The organism is Aerococcus christensenii, from assembly GCF_001543105.1.
Lineage (GTDB): Bacteria > Bacillota > Bacilli > Lactobacillales > Aerococcaceae > Aerococcus > Aerococcus christensenii.
In genome coordinates, this window is the sequence record NZ_CP014159.1 from 739,926 (window position 1) to 757,760 (window position 17,835).

A 17,835-nucleotide genomic window follows, 5' to 3' on the forward strand; every position below is an offset into this window, starting at 1 on the left:
GCACAAAGAATAGCCAAAAGGAGGCATATCCAAAAAAGAATTTTTAATTGTCGGTATTTTTGATGTGATAAGGGGGGATTGTGGTGTAATCGATAGAGGGAGTACCCACTTATTAAACAAGCAAATAAGGCAAAAAATAGGCTTAGGGTATAAGGTTTCATAGATGTCCCTTTCTTTTAAAGAGTAGAGGCTTCTTGTCGCTCTATTGGTGTTAGGTTTGCAAAACTATTGGGGAGGTGGAGTTGGTTGATACCCGAAAATTGAAGTTCGAAGTGAGTAGTTAAGGGCTGGTTAGATAATCGTTCCGTTCCTTGAGCTTGCCATGTAATATGTGTCAGGTATCCTGTTTTTCGATTAAAGGAGAAATGAAGGGTATGAATGACATCTGAGATATAATCTTTTTCTGTTAGTGTATTGAGTAGGCTGTGTAGACTTTTATTTTTCCCTTGAAATTGCCAAGTACTCTCAGTCGGAGTGTGTAACCATTGTCCTTGAGAATCTAAAGTCTTAAACAAGTCAATAAATTGCCGATAAGTCAAGGGATAAACTGCTTCAATTTGAGACTGAGGATGGGTAGTAATTTGCCACTTTTGGTCATTTTCTGCAAAAAAAGTGGTGTCAGGGTGACTTTTTACCCGAAGAAGGGTAGAAGGGTGTTCTTCGCTACTTGTTATCCGCTTGCCTTCGAGGCCTTTATCTTGATCGAAACAAATGAGCCAGTGTTGCTGATTATGATTCCATTTTTCGTTTGTAAATTGTTGATTCAGTGATGATCTCTCTTCAAATTGCTGGATGTTTTGACTTTGTTTTTCTATTTTTTCAATAAAAGCCGCATTTGGTGTGGCATGTTGGCATCCAAAGAGTAAACAAAAAAGAGGGAAACTGAGTAAATAGATTGCCTTCATAATAATTCCTCACTTTATTATCTTTTTTAATTGTAAAGGAAATCACAGGGATTGAAAAGCTCTCTTTCCACTTTTTACAGGAGACAACAAAAAAGGCCAAGCAAAAATTTACTTAACCTTTTGGGCGTATTTTGTTCAGTTTTTAGTGAGAAGATGAGCAGAGAATTTTATCAATTAAAAGAGAGATTATCTGCGTGATCTTGTAAAAACTCAATAATTTCAGCGCCCGTTTCTTCAATAGACTTGTATTCAATATCAATAACTTGAGCTTTCAAGGTATGATAAAGTTCTTGAGCATAATGAATTTCTTGTTGGATACGTTCTAATTGGCAATATTTAGCTTCTTGAGTCAAACCAAGATATTTCAAACGGTTGGTACGTATATTTTGAATGTATGCAGGTGAAGCCAATAGGCCAAAAATTTTATGAGCAGGAACGTTGGAAAGAATTTCAGGAAGTTGCACTTCTGGAATCAACGGATAATTAGCTACTAAGTATCCACGATTAGCGAGGTAGAGAGAGAGGGGAGTTTTGGATGAACGAGATACCCCTAGGATAACAATATCTGCTTGAACGAGCCCTTTTTGTGTATTGTTGCCATCGTCACACTTAATCGCAAATTCCACCGCAGACATACGATGCATGTACTGATCATTCACTTGACGAATAGTTCCTGCTTCTCCTCGAGGAGCAAGCTCAGTCACTCGAGTAATAGATTCAAGGATCTTACTGAGATAGTTCACATATTCTAAGTGGATCTTTTGTGCATACGCTTTTGCAAATTGATCTAAATCTTTATTGACAAAAGTAGCTGCAACGATAGCATTTTCATTTTTAGCATCGTTTAAAATTTGTTCTAATTCTTTTGTCGAGTTGACAAACGGAAATCGGCGAATTTTTGCTTTTAAACGGCCAGTATATTGAGCAAGGGCCGCATGGGTGACTTGCCGAGCCGTGTCGCCAACAGCATCAGAAATCAAGAAAAACAGTTGTTCTTTTTCTAAAGTCATAAATTCTCCTCACTCACTAGCGCACGTACAAAGCAATCTACAAGATGGGTTTTGGTTAATTTGCCGAGTACTTGCTGATCTTCTAAATTATTGACAACAGGTAAAGAATCCACACGATGGTCGACTAATAATTGCCCCGCTTCTAGTAAAGGGGTTTGGGGGGTGACCACAATAATATTAGGCATTCGTGTCATAATCAAAGCTACGGCGACTTCATTAGGATTACCATGGGTAGCCACACTTCGCAAAAGATCCTTGCGAGAGATAAGGCCCAGTAAGCGTTGACTGTCGTCTTCTGTCACGTAAAGAGAGCCGTTGTCGTAGAGAAACATAGTGGTAATCGCTTCATAGACAGTTGTTTTTGCAGAGATATTGATAGGACTAGCCATGAGATCAGAAACTGTCATTGACCGAAATTGATCTGCTAGCAGAGGCTGAAAGTCTAATCCTGTATAAAAATAACCAACTTTTGGACGGGCATCAAGGATTCCAGTCATGGTCAGAATAGCTAAGTCACTTCTTAAAGTCGACTTAGTTAAGCCAAAGTGTTTGGCGATCGCATCTCCTGGAATAGGCTCATATTGTTTGACGATCGCAATGATTTCTTTTTGTCTGTCAGTAAAATGCATACATATCCTTCTCTTCTTACTCGTTTATGGCATATCCAATTCCCAGCAAATCGGTTATTGGGCTAAACGAATAGCCGATTGAGCAGCTGCTAATTGTGCAACAGGCACACGGTAAGGGGAACAGGAGACGTAGTCTAGACCGATTTCATCGAAGAAGGCGATAGAATCGGGATCTCCTCCTAGTTCTCCACAGACACCGATTTTAAGGTTTGGATTAGCTGGGCGGGCTTTTTCACAAGCAATCTGAATTAAACGACCGACACCTTCTTTATCTAAGGTTTGGAAAGGATCACGTTTTAACACGCCTTGTTCAAGGTATTGGTTGATAAATTTTCCAGCATCGTCTCGTGAAAAACCAAAAGTCATTTGAGTTAAGTCGTTCGTCCCAAAGCTGAAGAAATCAGCTTCCTTAGCGAGCTGATCGCTGATAAAGCACGCTCTCGGAATCTCTATCATTGTACCAATAATATAAGGAATTGTCACTTGATGCTGTTTTAAAAAGTTTTGAATGAGAAGTTCCAAGCGGGTGCGGATAGGATGAAGTTCTTCTTTGAGTCCTACTAAAGGAATCATGATTTCGACTTGTGGAGTTAATCCCTTTTCTTTCACTACAAGAGCTCCTTTTAAAATAGCTTCGACTTGCATATCGTAAAGGTTAGGGAAGGTGATGGCTAAACGGCAACCCCTATGCCCTAACATAGGGTTAACTTCTTGTAATTGGTGAAGACGAGTGCGGACTTCTTTGGTAGAAATGTTTTGATCCGTAGCAACTTGTTGAATTTCTTCATCGGAGTGAGGAAGAAATTCGTGTAAAGGAGGATCTAATAAACGAATAACGGCTGGAGCATTTTGGCAAAGTTTGAAAATTTGTTCAAAATCTTCGGCTTGATAGTCTCGAATGGTATCCAAAGCTTGTTGCCGTTCTTCATCAGAGGCTGAGAGAATAAACCGACGAATTTCACGAAGACGTTCTGGTTTAAAGAACATATGCTCTGTTCTTACTAATCCAATTCCTTTTGCTTCAAATTTGAAACCTGTTTGAATATCTGTAGGAGTTTCAGCATTCATTCGAACTGTGAGGCGACTTGTTTCTTTAGCCCAGGTCATCAAGGTTTGATAAGATTCATCAGCGATTGCAGGAGTAGTGGCTACTTGTCCGAGATACACCCGTCCGGTAGAGCCATCAACAGAAATAAGATCCCCTTCGTGCAGGATGCCTTGTGGAGTAAGGAGAGTTTTCTCTTTTTCATTGACGCTAAAGTCTGAACAACCACTGACACAGCACTTACCCATACCACGAGCTACGACAGCAGCGTGAGAGGTCATACCTCCATGACAAGTCAAAATAGCGGCAGCTGCGTGCATGCCTTCAATGTCTTCAGGAGAGGTTTCGTTACGAACAAGGATTACTTTTTTGCCTACTTCTGTCCAAGCTTTCGCTTGATCTGCAGTAAAGACAATTTCTCCGCTTGCTGCTCCAGGGCTTGCAGCTAGGCCTGCTGCGCTTAAAAGAGTTGCTTCTCTGAGAGATTGAGGAGCAAAGGTTGGGTGAAGAAGTTGATGAAGCATTTCGGGATCGACTTGAAGAATAGCTTCTTCTTTAGAAATGAGGCCCTCTTGCACCATATCTACAGCGATTTTTACGGCAGCTTTAGCTGTTCGTTTTCCGTTACGCGTTTGGAGGAAAAAGAGTTTTCCTTTTTCGATCGTAAATTCAATATCTTGCATGTTATGGTAGTAACTCTCGAGTTGATGGGCGAGAGTATGGATTTGAGAATAGATTTCAGGCATTTCTGTTTTTAAATCTTCAATCACAGAAGGGGTACGAATTCCTGCGACTACATCTTCGCCTTGTGCATTTTTGAGATATTCTCCAAATAACTTGTTTTCACCAGTTGCAGGATTGCGGGTAAAGAGAACTCCTGTTCCTGAAGTAGTGCCACTATTCCCAAAGACCATTTCTTGAATGTTAACGGCAGTGCCAAGTTGATCAGAGATATGATTGATCCGACGATAAACTTTTGCACGGTGATTATTCCAGGATTTGAAGACGGCTTTAATGGCATCGGTGAGTTGAACTTTCACTTCTTGAGGGAAAGGAAAACCTAATTCTTTGAGGTAAAGCTCTTTAAAGGCTTCAACAATGCGTTTAAGAGCTTGTAGATCGAGTTCATAATCAAATTTAACCTGAGCTTGAGTCTTCTCTTGTTTTAAAATGTCTTCAAAAAGTTGGCTGTCCATTTCATAGACAACATTTCCATACATTTGGAGAAGACGGCGATAGCAGTCGTAAGCAAAACGTTCATCTTGGGTAATTTTAGCTAGAATATTAACGTTTTGATCGTTAAGTCCGGCGTTTAGGATTGTATCCATCATCCCAGGCATAGATTCGGGAGCACCTGAACGAACAGAAACTAATAAAAGATTTTTAGAATCTGAGAATTTTTTGTGACTGGTCTCTTCTAAGTGAGTGATGGCTTTGTCAATTTGTTCTGTTAATTCTGATTTGAGATGATCTTCTCCTGTTTCTTCCAGGTGAGAAAGATAATCTAAACAGGCATGGGTGGTAATGGTGAAACCTTTAGGGACTGGAAAGCCTAGGCGAGTCATTTCTGCCAAATTGGCTCCTTTGCCACCGAGTGTTTCACACATTTTGGCGTTTCCTTCACTGAATGCATAGATAAATGGTTGCATGAAATATCCTCCTTAAAAATAATAGTGCGGCACATAAAGTATATAATGCATCATATTTATTTTGCAAGGAAAATTTTTTAAAAAATGAACATGAAGCAATAGATAGAGACAAAAAAGCCTCAAACAATGAGAGTTTGAGGCTTTCTGTAAGAAAATGAACATTTTTATGAAGCGTTAGAGTTTATTTGACGAGTGACCCACTTCGTAAATAATTTTAATTCAATCATCCCAATAGAACTAATAATAATCACCAGGGATAATAGAGCAGGATCTTTTAAATTAGAGGCTGCAACAATTAAAGCAATGCCAGCATTTCTTTGCCCTGCCATAAAGGCCGCTGTAAATTTTGCAGTGTCATCAGCGTTTTTGATTTCAAAGAGGTAGCCGATGAAAAAGGAAATACCTATAAAAGTAGAGCCTAATAGCAAGGCAAAAAGTGCTCCATTTGTGACCATCTCGAAAATCGTGGGAAGATAAGCAACCATCATTCCATAGATGACAATATTGGTAGTCCATTTTTGAGCTATTTTTAGAAAAGGAAAAAGTGTACTGGTTAAAAAAGATAAAAATTGTTTCATCAGTAAGCCGGCGATCAAAGGAATAATTGCAGTTTTTAAAAGAACGATAAAGATTTGCTGTAAAGTGATACTTGCTCCCTTAGCGATGAAAGTCAGTTGAAAAGGAAAGAGAAGCATGGTGGCCATTAATAGGATAATAAGTCCAGATGTCCCTAAACTCGTTTTAAGATGAGAAGAGTCAATAAGACTGAGAACAAAGGGCCCTCCCGCTGTGAAAAAATAGAGAAGAATACCTAACTTATAGGAAGGATTCATGGGTAACACGGAGAGGATGAGCCAAAATAAAGCCGGAATGAAACAATTATTGACAATAATCATGCGAACAAAGTATTTCCAATTTTGTTTAGCAGTAAACAAGAGGGATTGAGGCGTTTCAATAAGAGCTGCGTTAAACACCATTAAAAATATAAATATAGGCATGGTGAGGTTGGCTATTTTACCAATAAGAATAAGGATTGTGGTTAATAAAGACATGAATAGGCCTTCTTTCTATAACTATGTGGTAACTTGTTCTTTTATTCACATTATAGAAAGAAAAAGTGTATTCACCCAATAACGCTTTGGAAATTAAATATTCAAAAATATAATAAATGAAAATTTCGTGCGCCTGTAAAAAGAATGCGTTAAGCGGGGTTGACAGTGAGAAGATTAAGAAAAGCTTCTACGTGGTTTTCAGGGACAGTGTGAGTAGAGTAGATGAGATAGTAATAAAGAGAACGATTAAAGTGCGTTAAATGAATTTCAGCTAATTCATGATGATTCAGTTCATCATTGATACTTTCTTGATATAAAAAGCCAATGCCTTTATTTTGACGAATAATTTTTTTAATGATTTCAATATCATTCATTACGCGAAAATTACGGCTTTTTTTATAAAAATCAATTTTTTGCGTTTGAAAATAATTATCGATGATTTGTTTCGTCATAGATCCCGTTTCTCGACATAAAAAGCGTTCTTTTTCTAAGATCTCGAAAGAAACCTCTTGATTGGCGCAAGGATGCTTGGGGGAACAAGCAAGAACAAGTTGATCGACAGAAAAAGGAATCGCGCGTAAATTTTCCTCATGCTCATAAGCGTTGTAAGATTGCGCAGTGATTAAAGCCAGATCAATTTGCCCAGATTCTAAGTATTTTAAAATCGTGGAAGTATTGCTTGTGAAGAAATTGATATTGTAGGTAGTTGGCTTTTTAATCATTCCGGTTTGTTTAGGGATATAGTAGTGTCCGATGACTTGACAAGCCCCTACCGTTAAGTCAATTTTTTGAGTATATTCTGCATGAAGTTCGTCTTTTAATTTTTGGCTTTCGAGATTAATTTTAAGTAAACTGTCTAAGAGAATTTGTCCCTGAACGGTAAGTTTTAAGATGCGATTGTGATAATAGAAGAGTTTGACTTGCAGTTCGTCTTCAATAAATTTGATATGTTTTGTGACAGCAGGTTGGGATAAATTAAGCCGTTGTGCAGCTTTGGTATAGTTGAGTTGTTTAGCCACTTCTAAAAATGTGGTGTAGCGATAGTCAATAAGCATGATATTTTCCTTTCTGATAGAGTCAATCACGAGTGATCTTGAGAAATTGCCCACAATAACAATCTGTAATTTAAGTATAACAAATCAAAGGGGGTTCAATCTATATCTATTGTGATACGATGAACATGTTAAAAGAAATCCCTTACAGAATGTGAGTTAGGGACAACGAGGAAAGGAATTTGGCAATGAGACAATATGATTTAGTAGTAATTGGAGCAGGGCCAGCAGGTATGACAGCTGCTATTTATGGCGTAAGAGCAAATCTGTCTGTTTTAATGGTAGATAAATTAGCACCAGGTGGACAAGTGATTAATACGAATGAAGTTGATAACTATCCAGGTCTTCCTAAAATTAATGGGGCAGAGCTTTGTATGCAAATGTTTACACACTGTCAAGATTTGGGTGTTCATTTTGATTATAAAACGGTAAAAGAGATTGAAATCAAAGATGAAGTTCAACGGGTGATTCATTTCAAAGAAGATGACAGTCTGGTAGAAACACCAACAGTAATTATTGCCACAGGTACACGGCCGAGAGAATTAGCCATTTCAGGAGAAGAAGCCTTAAAGGGAACTGCTATTTCTTGGTGCGCCATTTGTGATGGAGCTAAGTACGCAGGGAAAGATGTAGTGATCATTGGAGGGGGCAATTCAGCAGTTGATGAAGGCACTTATTTAGCAGGAATTGTGAATTCTTTGACAATAGTTACAGATTTTGATTTAACGGCGGACCCTACTTCCTGTGATTACCTTCGCTCCTTAGAAAATGTCACAGTTTATCCTTATAAAAAAGTGACAGCTTTTGAGATTAAAGAAGATGGAAGTATGGCGGGCGTTCGTTTCTGTGATAAAGAAACGGGAGAAAACGAACAATTGATTCCGTGTGATGGGGTATTTGAGTATATAGGAGCCGTTCCAAGTACTGAATTTGTTCAAAATTTAGGCATTACGGAATCACATGGCTACATCGAACATAATGATCATATGGAAACGAAATGGCCAGGAATTTATGGAGCAGGAGACAGTAATTCTAAATTCCTTCGTCAAATTGTTACTGCTATATCAGATGGGGCAACGGCTGCTCAAGAAGCAAGTAATTATTTAAAGAAATTATGTGCACAAGGTAAATATTAAGCTACTAAAAAATAAAAGGAGAGAGAAAAATGTTAAAAGATTTTGTTCAAGAAGAATTTGATACAGATATTAAAAAAGGTGTGGTGTTATTAGATTTCTATTCTAAAACATGTGGGCCTTGCAAAATGTTAGCTTTTATTTTACAAGATATTGAAAAAACAATGGGAGATCAGGTAAAAATCATTAAAATTCCTTTTGAAGAAAATGCAAGTTTAGTCTGTGAATATCAAGTAGAAGGATATCCGACTTTAATTGTGCTAAAAAATGGAAAAGAAGTTAATCGGAAATCAGGTTTACAACAAAAACCTGTCATCATTAAAATGATTGAGGAGGCATAACCATGACCGTTACTTATGAATATAAACAACATTTAATCGAACAACAAGCAAAATCTGAAGAATTAATGCTAGAAGAATTTCACCAAGGACACTATACGATGGAGGATCCTTTAATTAAAGTGAATCCCTATCTTATTAATCCTTTAGCTGCTGTGATCTTATTTGAAACAGAAGAAGAAACGGCCATTACCGTTCGGGTTAAAGGAAAAAAGAAAGAACAAGATTTTTATCACAGTTTTGGTCGTGCTAAGGAACATGTGCTACCGATTATTGGTTTGTATAGTGATTATGAAAATCAAATTGAAATTTATCCTTGGCAAAAGTATGATGAAAAAGTAACCGTTACGATTCAGACAGAAGCTGTCAAACAAGATTCTTTAGTTGAATCGATGGAAACCACGCCAGCCTATATGCAAGATAATGTGTTAATGATGGGACCAGCTATTTCTGACTTAGCTATGGCAGTGGATTCTGCTGGAGATGTACGAATGGCTTTAACCGTGCCTATGGCATGGGATATTAAACGTCAAAAGAACGGAAATCTCATTATGGGATCGGAACGTGTTATTCGGATGCCATACTTTGTATCTGGACTTTATGAATTCAGTCCAGTAGGTAAAATTTATCGAGAAGTTCGTGTACCGAGAGGCTATCATCATGATCAAGTACGTTTACCAAACGGAGATTTCTTGGCTTTAAGTTGTGACATTGAAAATGGGACAGTGGAAGATCAATTACTTGTGATTGATGGAGTTACCGGTCATGAAAAACGGCACATTAATTATCGGAATTTCATCCGTCCAGGCGCTTCTAAATCGGGGTCTTGGTCTGATGAAGATTGGTTCCATTGTAATGCGGTTTGGTACGATGAAAATACTCACTCTATCACATTATCTGGACGCCATATCAATGCGATGGTGAATATTGATTTTGATACTGAAAAATTGAATTGGATTATTTCTGATCCAGAAGGATGGCCAGAAGAATATCATCCTTATATTTTCAAACCAAAAGGGGACAAATTCGAATGGCCGTATGAACAACATGCGGTTTCCATTACCCCATTGGGAGATGTAATGTGCTTTGATAACCACCATTATGGAAGTCCCAAGAAAGAAAACTATTTAGCAGCTAAAGATTCTTATAGTCGGGGTGTGAAATATCGCATTGATACCGATAAAATGGAAATTGAGCAAATTTGGCAATACGGAAAAGAACGTGGTTCAGAATTCTTTTCTCCTTACATTTGTAATACGACCTACTATAATGAAGGACATTATTTGATTCACTCGGGTGGGATTGCTTATGATGGAGAAGGAAATCCTTCTGAAGATTTAGGACCATTTGCAGCTTTGGATGATCCAAATGCCAAAATGGAAGCTATTACAGTTGAAGTTGCTAACGGCAAAAAAGAATTGGAATTACGCGTAGCCTCTAATTATTATCGAGCAACGAAGATGCCACTATATGCTAAAGCAGGCAATAATTTATCTTTGGGACGAGGGACCATTCAAGGCAGCCTTGGAATTACGTCACAAATTGATTTAGATATCCCATGTGAGGAAACGGGAGAAGATTTACCAAAGAGTTGTGAAGGAAGAATCGTTGATGAAATGGATATGTTTACTTTCTATGCGAAATTTGAATCTGGGCAAATGGTTCTTCTCGTACTAGAAGGGGAAAAGGAAACACGGCGTTACTTTATTTCAACATCGAAGGGCAAACGCGGAGCAATGTGCACGGGAACTTTCTTACCAGGAGATGATAGAGATACTCGAACAGCAGTTTCTAAAGAAGGTCTAGAAGGAACTTACAAGGTATCTGTTATCGTAGATGATAAGAAGTATCAAACTGGAATTACTATTCATGCGTAAGCATTTATGACTTAGGGAGAACTTTAGTTTGTCTCCCTAAGTTATTTTTTATGAAAAGAGGCGTAGATGGTGGATGCAGAGCAAAGAAATTTAATCGAGCACATGAAAACATGGGTGATTCAAGCCGGTCAGCGTATAGAAAAAGCAAGGGAAAGTGGAATTTCTTATCGAGAAAAAACCTCACTTAGGGATTTAGTGACACCAATTGATTTAGAAATTGAAAATTTTTATCGGGTGGCCATAAAAAAAGTCTATCCTACCCATAAAATTTTAGGAGAAGAAAAACAGGGGGAACAAGCAAAATCTTTACAAGGTTCTGTGTGGATTATGGATCCTATTGATGGCACGCTGAATTATATTAAACAGGCAGATAATTATGTCACGATGTTGTCCTACTTTAAAAATGGAGTGGGACAAGTGGGCATGATTTATGAGGTTAGTGCTAAAAAGTTATTAATTGCTATTAAAGGAAAAGGTGTTTTTGTGAATGGACATTTTATAAAACCTATAGGCAAACAAACCTGTTTAGCACAAAGTTTAATGAGTGTAGAAGCTTTGGATTTGAATGACGCTTTATCTTTGTATGAATTCTCTAAAAAAAGTTTAGGTTTAAGAATAACAGGATGTGCAGGGTTAGATGCTTGGCAATTTGCTTTAGGCCAAACTGGGCTTTATTTGAATCATCTTTTTCCTTGGGATAATGCAGTCAGTGTTATTATGGCTGATTTATTAGGATTTAAGGTAACTAATTTTAAAGGAGAATCGCTTAACTTATTAGATAGAGAATATGTGGTTATGGCCTATCCTAAAATTCATGAAGAGTTTTTAACTTATGTGAAAGAGAAGTTTGAAGATTAAAAAGTTGATATAGTAAAAGAAATCTCTATTTTTAAAGTGGCTTTTGGAAGCAGAAATAAAAATAGAGATTTCTTTTACGTTTATATTTGGGCAATGAGATATTGGGCAGTTTCTAAGTCAGTGACTAGTTCATCAAAATAGCCACCATTTAAAGCAGCAAAAATACTGAGGTGTTTCTTTTTACCACCTGCGATACAGATCTTTTTATCAATACCTTCAAAAGTTTCTCTAGAAACAGAAATACGGCGTTGAGCGAGCTCAGGAAGTATTTCATAGCCCATGGGATCGATGAAAATAATGGAAACGATATCACAAGCGGCTTTTGAGGATTGGATCAAATTAATTTCGTTAGGCGAAAGGTAGCCAGTAGATTGGATTGTTGTATCGCCATCAGTAGGAGTTCCTACGCTAAAAATGGTAATATTAGCTTTTTTTGCCAGACCGAGAGTGTGTTTAATTGTGGGGTCATTTTGATACATATTCGCAGCAGATTGGGTGAGAGCAAAAGCTGGGGCCATCAAGGAAGAGGCAGTAGCCATATAGTTTTCTGCTAAACGGTTAGCAATCGTACTAGCGTGCACGTTAAAATTTGTCACCCCATGCCCGCCTATAAGGGGAGTAAACATAGTATCTTTTCCCAAATTGCCATAACAATATTTAGAGAGTTCTTCAAGTGTACGTCCCCACCCCACAGCAACAATATCTCCTGGTTGAAGAATAGAATTCAGATATCCACCTGCTTTTTGAGCAAGATCAACCCGAACGTCATTGGATACATTATCGCAGATCAAGACTTTTTGTAAATCAAAAGATTCCTCTAATGTCTTTTCTAGTTGTTCGTAGGAGGGAGAATCGTTAATCGTAATGGAGACAATTCCTAAATCACGAGCGCGTTGAAGCATTCTGGAAACTTTGATACGAGAAATTCCGCATTGTTTAGCAATGTCATTTTGCGTCATTTGATGATAATAGTAGAGCTGAGCCACTTCGATGAGCTGTTTACGGTTGTTCATTCTTTCACCTCATGTCAAGTATAAAAATATCATAGCTGAAAACAGACAAATCTTCTAGTGATAAAAATTAGTGGATATCTAGAACAAGAGAAGAGTGGGTATCTTTTTTAGAAATATTAAAGTCAACATTAGCTTGAATAACTTGCATACCTGCTTTCTTCATTTCATTAATTGCTTCACAATCTGAAAATTCGTCCGTTATTAGAATATCCACGCAATCTGCATTTGCTACAAAGAAAGAAGAGTCGTTATTAATTTTTCGATAGTCCGCAACAACGATTACTTTTCCTTGAGTTTGTTCAATCATGATTCGATTAATTTTGGATTCATTAGCGTTACTTGTGGTAATTCCGTTTTTTAAACTAAATCCTGAACAACCAATCACCGCAACATCACTGATGACTCTCCCAACAGCTTCTTCAGCTAAGGAACCGGTTAAGGCTTCTTTAGGTAAACGTAATTCACCGCCTGTTATAAGAACTGTAGAAGAAGGATTTAAAGAATTTTTGTGAATTTGTTCATGAATACGAAGGTTATTTGTAATAATATCTACTGATTTATTAGATAAATGATCTAAGGTATACAACGCAGTAGAACTTGTGTTTATAAAGATAGTATCTCCTGAGTGAATGAAATTAGCTACCATATGGCCAATTGACATTTTAATTTTTTCAATATTGGAATTCATAGGGGAGTTATCTTTGAATTTATAATGATGATTAAGACAAGCAAAGCCGTGAAAACGAGTAACAATGCCCATATTTTCAAGGGTAGATAGATCTCGACGGATTGTCATGAGAGAAACGCCACAAAGAGAAGCGAGCTCGGTGACGGATAATTTGTTTTTATCTGCTTCTTGAAGAAGAGCTTCAATATATTCATGACGCCGATAGATGTTTTTGGCTGAATTTTTCATATGTAATTTCTCCTGATAACAAAAAATGAGACAATTTTTTCTGAATATTATTATATCATTAAATGTTCGAAATGGACAAAATAAGGAACATAGTGAACAAATAAAAATTCGTATCGCTCAAAATGAACATATAAGTTTGTTGAAACCGCTTTTAAATGTTCGTATAATGAAATTATAAAAAAGATTGGTAATAACCAGTAGGAGGAATACAAAAATGGCAAATTTTGCAAAGAATATTAATGAAATCACAAAGGAAATGTGGTTAAAGAATACTTTCCCGGAATGGGGGACTTGGTTGAATGAAGAAATTGCCGCTGCTGAAGTTCCAGAAAAGACCCTCTCTATGTGGTGGCTAGGGAATATGGGAATTTGGATTAAATCTGATCATGGAACAAATGTTGTGATCGATATGTGGAATCAAACAGGAAAGCAAACGATTGGTTCTGGTCAAATGAAGAAAGGCCATCAAATGATGCGGATGTCAGGCGTTCGAAATTTACAACCAAATCGTCGAAACCAACCATTTGTTATTGATCCTTTTGAAGTAAAGGATATTGATGTTCTATGTGTCACCCATTCTCATTCTGATCATTTGGATCAAACAACAGCTGCAGTGGTTACTAAAAACTGCCCAAATGCTATCTTTGTTGGTCCACAAGATGTTGCGGATAAATGGATAAGCTGGGGTGTTCCTGAAGATCGAATTGTTGTGTTACATCCACATGAAAGTGTAAAAGTCAAAGATGTAGAGGTGATTGGATTAGAGTCTTTTGATCGGACGATGTTACTTACAGTGGATGATCCTGAGGAATCTCTCAAAGGAAAACCAGTTCGGGATATGAATGAGCTCGCCTTGAACTACTTGGTGAAAACAGAAGGTGGATCCGTTTATCATGCAGGAGATTCTCATTATTCTAATATGTATGTAAAACATGGGAAAGAATATGATGTTGATATTGCTTGTGTGGCTTATGGTGAAAACCCAATAGGAATTACAGATAAATTGACCTCTTCAGATGTTTTGAAAGTTGGAGAAGCTTTACAAGCTAAAGTTGTGATTCCTACCCACTATGACATCTGGACAAACTTTATGGCAGATCCTAAAGAAATTCTTTATCTTTGGAAATATCGTAAAGATCGGATGAATTATAAATTCCAACCATTTGTTTGGCAAGTAGGGGGGCGTTACGATTATCCAGGAGATACCGATCATTTCGAATACATGTATGATCGCGGCTTCCATGACGCTTTCGATTATGAAAATGATCTTCCTTACGATGCCTTCTTATAAAAATTAAGAAAGTAGGGTAAATTCATGCTCCAGTATTTCTATGACCATCGTCTCATTCATTACTCCCCTAAGACACCTGATACTTGGCAAGAAGCCATTCGAATATCTTGTCAAGCTCTTAAAGAAGCTCATTTAGTAACTGATCAATATGCGGACGCTATTATTCAATGTGTTGAGGATAATGGCCCCTATATTGTAATTGTTCCAGGAATAGCTATGCCTCATGCCATGGCGGATAATCCAGGAGTATTAGGAACAGGGATTAGCTTTACTAAATTTGAAGATCCAGTGACTTTTATGGATGAAAAAACAGGAGAAAAACATCAGGCTACTTTATTCTTCACGTTAGCTGCTAAAAATTCAGATGAACATTTGAAAAATATCCAAAATTTAATGGATTTATTAATGGATGAAGAACTTGTTGAACAACTTAAAGAGACACATTCATTAAAAGATTATCAACAATTATTAGAGAAATCAAAAATTTAAAGGAGGTTATATTGTTATGGATCAAATTGCAACTTGGCTATTTTGGCTGTGGACATTCTTCGCTAAAAATATTTTAACGCAACCTGCTTTTATGATTGGTACCATTGTTTTGATTGGATATATTCTATTAAAACGACCTTGGTATGACTGCTTAGCGGGATTTTTAAAAGCAACTTGTGGGTATTTAATCCTGGCTGTAGGTTCTGGTGGATTAGTTAAAAACTTCCGACCGATCTTAGTAGGATTAAAGGATCGTTTTAATTTATCAGCGATGGTTATTGACCCATATTTTGGACAAAATGCTGTGACTGAAGGGGTAGAACCTACTTTTGGACGTATTTTTGGGGATGTCATGCTCTTATTGTTAATTGCGTTCATTGTTAATATTATCGTAGTACGTTTTAATCGCATTACAAAATTACGTGCTTTATTTACAACAGGTAATGTGCAAGTACAACAAGCTTCTACAGCTTTCTGGTTAATGTTATTTTGCTACCCAATGATGGGACGGTGGCAAGTTTTAGTGATTATGTCCATTATTCTTGGTTTATATTGGGCAGTAGGTTCTAATTTAACGATTGGTATTTGCCAAGACTTAACGGATGGTGGGGGCTTTGCGGTTGCTCACCAACAAATGTTTGGGTTGACTTTCTTTGCTAAATTGGCGGAGAAATTTAAGCCAAAAGATGGTAAAGAAGTGAAACGTATGGAGGATGTTCAACTTCCAGGTTGGCTATCTATTTTCAATGAAAATATGGTGTCAACTTCTATCTTAATGTTACTCTTCTTTGGAATTATTCTTGCTGTGTTAGGAAAACCATATTTGGTGCAGTTAAAAGCTTTGAAACCTGATAAAAACTTTTTCTTCTACATTGTTGAAACGTGTTTGAATTTTGCAGTTTACCTTACTATTTTGCAATTAGGGGTACGAACCTTCGTTGGAGAATTAACAGAATCCTTCCAAGGAATTTCCAATACTATCCTTCCAGGAGCTGTACCAGGAATCGATATTGCAGCAACCTTTGCATTTGGGTCACCAAACGCTTCTACGATTGGATTCTTATCAGGTGCTATCGGGCAATTCTTAGTGATCACCTTATTGATTCTCTTAAAATCTCCAACAATTGTTATTGCCGGATTTATTCCAGTCTTCTTCGACAATGCGGCAATCGGTGTATTTGCTAATAATCGTGGTGGGTATAAGGCTGCTTTGGTCTTACCATTCTTCTCAGGAATTATTCAAGTAGCAGGGTCTGCTGTTTTTGCTACCTGGATTGGCCTCTCTAGATTTGGAGGATATTTAGGAATGCTTGACTGGGCAACCGTATGGCCAGGATTCACCATTATTATGAAGTTGTTAGGCTTTGCAGGTATTGCAGTGGTTATTGCAATTTTACTTGCTATACCGCAATTACAATATCGTCGGAATCCTGAAGGCTACTTCATGCAAGTAGAAGATTATGAACAATACAAAGAAAAATTTCAAAAAAATTAAGAATAAATCGAAGGGCTCAGTCTTTTAAAGATTGAGCCGATCGTTATTAGGAGGGAAAACGATGAGAGTTTTAGTATCTTGCGCGAATGGATCTGGGACAAGTTTAATGTTACAAAGAAGTGCTGAAAAAGCGTTGAAAGAATTAGGCTTTACTATTACTTCCATTCATCATACGTCTATTTCTGAAGGGAAAAGTACAGCTAGAAATTACGACGTGGTGTTTACACCACTTAACTTTGTAAATATGTTTGATCAAGCGGTTAAACAAGGAGTTACCGTTATTGGAGTTCAAAATGTAATGTCCGCTAAAGAAGTGAAAGAAAAAGTAGAACAAAGTGAATTAATGTCTAAAAAATAATCAATGCCATAATACTCACAAAATACAAAATGAAAGGAAATGAACCAATGAGTTTACCAAAATTACAAATAGCGTGTGATCATAATGATTTAGCGAGTGCCCTGGCAGATATTAAAGCCGTAGGAGACGTTGTAGATATTATTGAAGCAGGGACAATTCTTTTGTTACAAGACGGCGCAGAAGTTGTCCGGTGTTTTAGAGCCTTGTATCCAGATAAATTAATTGTAGCGGATCCTAAATGTGCAGATGCCGGGGGAACGGTTGCTAAAAATTTGAAAGAAGCCGGGGCAAACTTTATGACCTGTATTTGTTCAGCCACGATTCCAACCATGAAAGCTGCGGCGAAAGAAGTCGATGAAGTTCAAGTGGAACTTTATGGAGACTGGACCTATGATCAAGCGCAAGCTTGGTTAGATGCAGGCATCCATCAAGCGATTTATCATCAAAGCCGAGACGCACTTCTTGCTGGAGAAACTTGGGGAGAAAAGGATCTCACAAAAGTCAAGAAATTAGTGGATATGGGCTTTAAAGTATCCGTTACTGGCGGATTAAAAGTTGAGATTTTGGATCTCTTTAAAGGGGTAGAGGTTTACACATTTATTGCAGGGCGTGGGATTACCCAAGCAGAAGATCCCAAACAAGCAGCGATAGATTTCCAAAATAAAATTAAAGAGATCTGGGGTTAATAGACTGCAGATAAGTTGAACAGTTCAGCGGTCGGCTCC

At 37.4% G+C, this 17,835-nt stretch carries 17 protein-coding genes; 9 read left to right on the top strand and 8 right to left on the bottom strand.

The window, feature by feature from the left end; genetic code table 11:
* Positions 1-176: 176 nt before the first annotated feature.
* From AWM71_RS03475 to AWM71_RS03500, 6 genes are all read right to left on the bottom strand, one after another.
* Complete coding sequence (locus tag AWM71_RS03475) at positions 177-905, bottom strand: hypothetical protein (protein ID WP_060776671.1); 729 nt, start codon at positions 903-905, stop codon at positions 177-179.
* 170 nt (positions 906-1,075) lie between these two features.
* Positions 1,076-1,915 carry a pyruvate, water dikinase regulatory protein gene (locus AWM71_RS03480; protein WP_060776672.1) on the bottom strand — a complete coding sequence of 280 codons (840 nt, stop codon included), beginning with the start codon at positions 1,913-1,915 and terminating at the stop codon, positions 1,076-1,078.
* Positions 1,912-2,544, bottom strand: coding sequence for a CBS domain-containing protein (locus AWM71_RS03485; protein WP_060776673.1), 633 nt, complete (start codon positions 2,542-2,544; stop codon positions 1,912-1,914). Before AWM71_RS03485 ends, AWM71_RS03480 begins: the two co-directional genes overlap by 4 nt.
* Before the next feature lie 54 nt (positions 2,545-2,598).
* Positions 2,599-5,238, bottom strand: a complete 2,640-nt coding sequence (ppdK, locus tag AWM71_RS03490) for a pyruvate, phosphate dikinase (protein WP_060776674.1) — start codon at positions 5,236-5,238, stop codon at positions 2,599-2,601.
* Positions 5,239-5,402: 164 nt separating this feature from the next.
* The gene (locus AWM71_RS03495; RefSeq protein ID WP_060776675.1) at positions 5,403-6,290 is read right to left on the bottom strand and encodes a hypothetical protein; all 888 of its coding nucleotides are present in this window, start codon (positions 6,288-6,290) and stop codon (positions 5,403-5,405) included.
* Between the two features lie 149 nt (positions 6,291-6,439).
* The gene (locus AWM71_RS03500; protein WP_060776676.1) at positions 6,440-7,345 is read right to left on the bottom strand and encodes a LysR family transcriptional regulator; all 906 of its coding nucleotides are present in this window, start codon (positions 7,343-7,345) and stop codon (positions 6,440-6,442) included.
* A 185-nt stretch (positions 7,346-7,530) separates the two neighbouring features.
* Between AWM71_RS03500 and AWM71_RS03505 the strand changes: the two genes are divergently transcribed.
* The 4 genes from AWM71_RS03505 to AWM71_RS03520 all read left to right on the top strand — a co-directional run bounded on the left by AWM71_RS03505 (position 7,531) and on the right by AWM71_RS03520 (position 11,548).
* On the top strand, positions 7,531-8,478 hold the full coding sequence (locus tag AWM71_RS03505; RefSeq protein WP_060776677.1) for an NAD(P)/FAD-dependent oxidoreductase: 948 nt from the start codon (positions 7,531-7,533) through the stop codon (positions 8,476-8,478).
* 29 nt (positions 8,479-8,507) lie between these two features.
* Entirely contained in the window at positions 8,508-8,816 is a 309-nt protein-coding gene (locus tag AWM71_RS03510) for a thioredoxin family protein (RefSeq protein WP_060776678.1), read from the top strand.
* Positions 8,817-8,818: 2 nt separating this feature from the next.
* Positions 8,819-10,690, top strand: a complete 1,872-nt coding sequence (locus tag AWM71_RS03515; RefSeq protein ID WP_060776679.1) for an aryl-sulfate sulfotransferase — start codon at positions 8,819-8,821, stop codon at positions 10,688-10,690.
* 66 nt (positions 10,691-10,756) lie between these two features.
* Entirely contained in the window at positions 10,757-11,548 is a 792-nt protein-coding gene (locus tag AWM71_RS03520; protein ID WP_060776680.1) for an inositol monophosphatase family protein, read from the top strand.
* Positions 11,549-11,628: 80 nt separating this feature from the next.
* On the opposite strand, the gene AWM71_RS03525 is transcribed toward AWM71_RS03520, so the two are convergent.
* Together AWM71_RS03525 and AWM71_RS03530 are read right to left on the bottom strand one after the other, a co-directional pair.
* Positions 11,629-12,561, bottom strand: coding sequence for a sugar-binding transcriptional regulator (locus AWM71_RS03525; protein WP_060776681.1), 933 nt, complete (start codon positions 12,559-12,561; stop codon positions 11,629-11,631).
* Positions 12,562-12,628: 67 nt separating this feature from the next.
* Positions 12,629-13,477, bottom strand: coding sequence for a DeoR/GlpR family DNA-binding transcription regulator (locus AWM71_RS03530; RefSeq protein WP_060776682.1), 849 nt, complete (start codon positions 13,475-13,477; stop codon positions 12,629-12,631).
* Between the two features lie 214 nt (positions 13,478-13,691).
* On the opposite strand from AWM71_RS03530, the gene ulaG reads away from it, so the two are divergent.
* From ulaG to AWM71_RS03555, 5 genes are all read left to right on the top strand, one after another.
* Entirely contained in the window at positions 13,692-14,768 is a 1,077-nt protein-coding gene (ulaG, locus tag AWM71_RS03535) for an L-ascorbate 6-phosphate lactonase (protein WP_060776683.1), read from the top strand.
* 24 nt (positions 14,769-14,792) lie between these two features.
* On the top strand, positions 14,793-15,257 hold the full coding sequence (locus AWM71_RS03540; protein ID WP_060776684.1) for a PTS sugar transporter subunit IIA: 465 nt from the start codon (positions 14,793-14,795) through the stop codon (positions 15,255-15,257).
* A gap of 16 nt (positions 15,258-15,273) precedes the next feature.
* Positions 15,274-16,752: a PTS ascorbate transporter subunit IIC gene (locus tag AWM71_RS03545; RefSeq protein WP_060776685.1), complete on the top strand. Its 1,479-nt coding sequence runs from the start codon at positions 15,274-15,276 to the stop codon at positions 16,750-16,752.
* 61 nt (positions 16,753-16,813) lie between these two features.
* Positions 16,814-17,110: a PTS sugar transporter subunit IIB gene (locus AWM71_RS03550; RefSeq protein WP_060776686.1), complete on the top strand. Its 297-nt coding sequence runs from the start codon at positions 16,814-16,816 to the stop codon at positions 17,108-17,110.
* Between the two features lie 47 nt (positions 17,111-17,157).
* Positions 17,158-17,796: a 3-keto-L-gulonate-6-phosphate decarboxylase UlaD gene (locus AWM71_RS03555; RefSeq protein ID WP_060776160.1), complete on the top strand. Its 639-nt coding sequence runs from the start codon at positions 17,158-17,160 to the stop codon at positions 17,794-17,796.
* Positions 17,797-17,835: the final 39 nt, after the last annotated feature.